The sequence below is a fragment of the Shinella sp. M31 genome (genome assembly GCF_049199205.1).
Lineage (GTDB): Bacteria > Pseudomonadota > Alphaproteobacteria > Rhizobiales > Rhizobiaceae > Shinella.
The window spans coordinates 49,019-52,898 of record NZ_JBLZPH010000103.1; the positions used below are offsets into that span (position 1 = coordinate 49,019).

At 62.8% G+C, this 3,880-nt stretch carries 3 protein-coding genes and 1 tRNA gene; 3 read left to right on the forward strand and 1 reads right to left on the reverse strand.

The window, feature by feature from the left end; translation table 11 throughout:
- Nucleotides 1-96 precede the first annotated feature (96 nt).
- The 3 genes from ACOZKU_RS17915 to ACOZKU_RS17925 are packed head-to-tail and all read left to right on the forward strand — an operon-like array spanning nucleotide 97 to nucleotide 3,634.
- Nucleotides 97-1,296: an iron-containing alcohol dehydrogenase gene (locus ACOZKU_RS17915; protein WP_421580016.1), complete on the forward strand. Its 1,200-nt coding sequence runs from the start codon at nucleotides 97-99 to the stop codon at nucleotides 1,294-1,296.
- An 18-nt stretch (nucleotides 1,297-1,314) separates the two neighbouring features.
- On the forward strand, nucleotides 1,315-2,778 hold the full coding sequence (locus tag ACOZKU_RS17920; RefSeq protein WP_421580017.1) for an NAD-dependent succinate-semialdehyde dehydrogenase: 1,464 nt from the start codon (nucleotides 1,315-1,317) through the stop codon (nucleotides 2,776-2,778).
- Between the two features lie 16 nt (nucleotides 2,779-2,794).
- Entirely contained in the window at nucleotides 2,795-3,634 is an 840-nt protein-coding gene (locus ACOZKU_RS17925) for an alpha/beta hydrolase (RefSeq protein WP_421580018.1), read from the forward strand.
- A gap of 117 nt (nucleotides 3,635-3,751) precedes the next feature.
- Here ACOZKU_RS17925 and ACOZKU_RS17930 read toward each other — a convergent pair.
- Nucleotides 3,752-3,828 (reverse strand) — tRNA-Met (locus ACOZKU_RS17930).
- Nucleotides 3,829-3,880 lie beyond the last annotated feature (52 nt).

The window sequence follows — 3,880 nt, forward strand, 5'->3', positions numbered from 1 at the left end:
CGCCGCCGCAATGGACGGCGGCATAGCCCTGCCACAATCGCTTTTCGAACAGCTTATGGCCCTCGAGGCCGCCTGAACCTTTGGAGGAGACACGGAATGAACCTATTCGGCACATTGAGGGCGCCGCGCGAACTGCTCTTCGGAGCCGGCCAGCGCCATGCGCTCGGCGGCATTGCGGCCACGCTCGGCCAGCGCGCGCTGATCGTCACGGACGCACGCCTCGCTGCGGATGCCGATTTCCGTGCGCTGGTCGGCCGGTTGGAGGCTGCAAACCTCGCCGTTCTGGTGGACAGTTCCACCTTGCCGGACGTTCCCGTTGAATCCGCCATTGCGAGTGCCGAAAATGCTCGGGAATACCGGCCGGACCTCGTCATCGGCATCGGCGGCGGCTCTTGCCTCGATATGGCAAAATGTGTCGCCCTTCTCCTTTCCCACGGCGGACGGCCACAGGACTACTATGGCGAAAACGCCGTGCCGGGACCCGTCCTGCCGTTGATCGCCATTCCCACAACCGCCGGAACCGGTTCAGAGGTGACACCCGTCGCCGTGCTGTCGGATGCCGAGCGTAGCCTGAAAGTCGGCATTTCGAGCGCGTATCTCATTCCGATGGTTTCGATCTGCGATCCGGAGCTCACGCTTTCCTGCCCGGCCGGACTGACCGCGATTGCAGGAGCGGATGCGCTTACCCACGCCCTGGAGGCCTTCACGGCGATCCGCCGCGATCCTGTGCCCGGCATTGCGCAGCAACGCGTTTTTGTCGGCAAGAATGCGCTGTCCGACCATTTTGCGCTCAGCGCGATCGGCCTTCTCTGGCAGGGACTGGAAACGGCCTGCAAGGATGGCACGGATCAGGCAGCTCGCGAAAAGGTCATGCTTGGCGCGACCCTCGCCGGCCTTGCCTTCGGGGTTGCCGGTACCGCCGCGGCTCATGCCATCCAGTATCCGGTCGGCGCCGTTACCCACACCGCGCATGGCCTCGGCGTCGCCTGCCTCATGCCCTACGTGATGACATGGAACGTGCCGGCCATCAGACCGGAACTGGCGCAAATCGCCGACGCTGCGAGATTGGACGGTCCGGACGATGTCATTCCGGCGCTCGCCGCGCTCTTCGCGCGCATCGGCATTCCCGCGACCCTGCGCGATCTCGGTCTCACAGATGATCGCATCGAATGGGTGGCCGAACAAAGTTCCGGCATCACGCGCCTCATCCAGAACAATCCTCGCCCGCTGAACCCGCAGGAGATGCGCAATCTCGTCGCCGCCGCACATTACGGCGATCGCGCCAGCCTCATCTGATCTGAAAAGGACAAAGCCATGACGTTCCATACGAAAGCTTCCGGCTATGCCGATCCCGCACTTCATGCCAAGGGTCTCTATATCGGCGGCGAATGGATCAAGGGAGACGGCATACCGGTCCTCGATCCCTCGACCGGAAAGCTGCTTGCCGAGGTGGCCGACGCCTCCATCAACGATGCCCGCCGCGCCGTCGATGCCGCCGACGCGGCTGCAGCCGATTGGCGCGCTACGCCTGCCCGCCAACGCGCGGAAATCCTGCGGCGCTGGTTCCAGCTGATGACGAAGCATGCCGAGGAGCTTGCGACGCTGGTCGCGCTCGAGAACGGAAAGGCGATGCCGGATGCCCGGGGCGAAGTGACCTATGCCGCCGAGTTCTTTCGATGGTACGCGGAAGAGGCCGTGCGCATTCCCGGCGAATACCGCCATACGCCGTCCGGCTCGCACAACATTCTCGTCGATCATGAGCCGATCGGCATCGCGGTCCTGATCACGCCATGGAACTTCCCGGCCGCGATGGCGACCCGCAAGATCGGTCCGGCGCTCGCCGCCGGCTGCACGGTCATCCTCAAGCCGGCCTCCGAGACACCGCTGACCGCCTATGCCATGGCCCGCCTCGGCGAGGAAGCGGGCGTGCCGCCCGGCGTCGTCAACGTTCTGACCACGACAAACCCGAGCGGCGTGACCAATGCCATGCTTGCCGACCCGCGCGTGCGCAAGCTTTCCTTCACCGGCTCGACCGGCGTCGGCCGCGTGCTTCTGGCAGAGGCGGCCAAATCCGTTGTCAGTTGCTCGATGGAGCTCGGCGGGAACGCGCCCTTCATCGTCTTCGACGACGCGGATCTCGAAGCGGCGCTCGATGGCGCGATGATCGCCAAGATGCGCAATGCCGGCGAAGCCTGCACGGCCGCCAACCGGTTCTATGTCCAGTCCGGCATTCACGATGCATTCGTTGCTGGCCTGACGGCGCGCATGGCGGCACTCAAGATCGGCCCCGGCTACGATCCGGAAACGCAATGCGGCCCGATGATCACGACGAATGCCGTACGCAAGATCGACCGCCTCGTCTCCGATGCAGTGGCCGGAGGCGCCCGCGTGACAACGGGAGGCAAGCCGCTTGTTGAAAACGGCTATTTTTATCCACCCACTGTTCTGGAAAACGTGCCTGTGGATGCGGCCATCGCCCGCGAGGAAATCTTTGGGCCGGTCGCCCCGGTCTACAAATTCGAGACAGACGACGAGGCGGTTCGCCTTGCCAATGATACGGAATATGGTCTGGCCGCCTACATCTATTCCGGCGATCTGAAACGCGCGCTGAAGGTCGGCAAACGCCTCGAAACCGGCATGCTCGGCATCAATCGCGGGCTGATGTCGGATCCGGCCGCGCCGTTCGGCGGCGTCAAGCAAAGTGGTCTCGGTCGCGAGGGCGGCGTCACGGGCATTCTGGAATTCATGGAGGCAAAGTATTACGCAGTCGAATATTGAGGCCGGGAGCAACAGGATGACGTCACAGGATCTCTACCGTATTCGCGATTTCGTGCCGGATTTCGACGCGGTCGCTGCAGAGTTCGCGGATCGCAGCCGCGCCCTTTCGGCGCGAGCGGAAATGCTGCCGGATATTCGTTACGGCTCGAGGCCCCGGGAGATCCTGGATGTCATCCTTCCGGCGCATCCGAAAGTCGGGGCGCCGCTGCATATCTTTGTCCATGGCGGATACTGGCGCTCGGGTGAAAAGGAAAGCTACCGCTTCGTCGCCGCTCCGGTCTTGGCCGTCGGCGGCGTCGCTGCTCTCGTCGAATACGATTTGATGCCGGGGGCACGGCTTGATGTGTTGGTTGAACAAGTACGGCGGTCCGTGCTCTGGCTCCAGCAGCATGCCCGGGATTTCGGTGCGGATCCTGATCGACTGACGGTCAGCGGCCATTCGGCAGGTGCGCATCTTGCATCCTTCCTGGCTTCAATCGGTCCAACGGAAACAGAAGTGCCGCGCTTGCCTACGTTGAAGGGGCTTCTGCTTCTCAGCGGAATTTACGACCTCTCGGGCATACCGGATAGCTTCCTGCGCGACGAGGCGAAAATGACGCATGCCGAGGCCGAGGCCTGGTCGCCGGTGACTGCGACGCAGCTCCCTTGTCCCATCCGGGTCATCGGGCTCGGAAAAGAGGAAACCCTGCCATTCCAGGCGCAGGCCGCAAGCCTGCAGGACAAGCTGCAAAGCGGAAATCAGGCCGTAAGCATCCTCAACATTCCGGATCGCAACCACATGAGTGTCGTGCTCGACCTCGGCGATCCAGAATCGGCTCTCGGCAGACGTCTTGCTGCGATGGTCTTGGAATCTTAGGGTACCTCCGAGAAGGCGTTTGAAGCGCATCTTGGTCGACATTCGGTTTTGATCTGGGTTTTGAATGCCCATCAACGCGAAAGCCCCCGTGCATTTCTGCGACGGGGGCTTTTTGTTTGGTTGCGGGGGCAGGATTTGAACCTGCGGCCTTCAGGTTATGAGCCTGACGAGCTACCGGGCTGCTCCACCCCGCGTTATCAGGTTTTTGCCTTGGCAAAATACCGTAAGGACTGCAGTGTCCTGAAC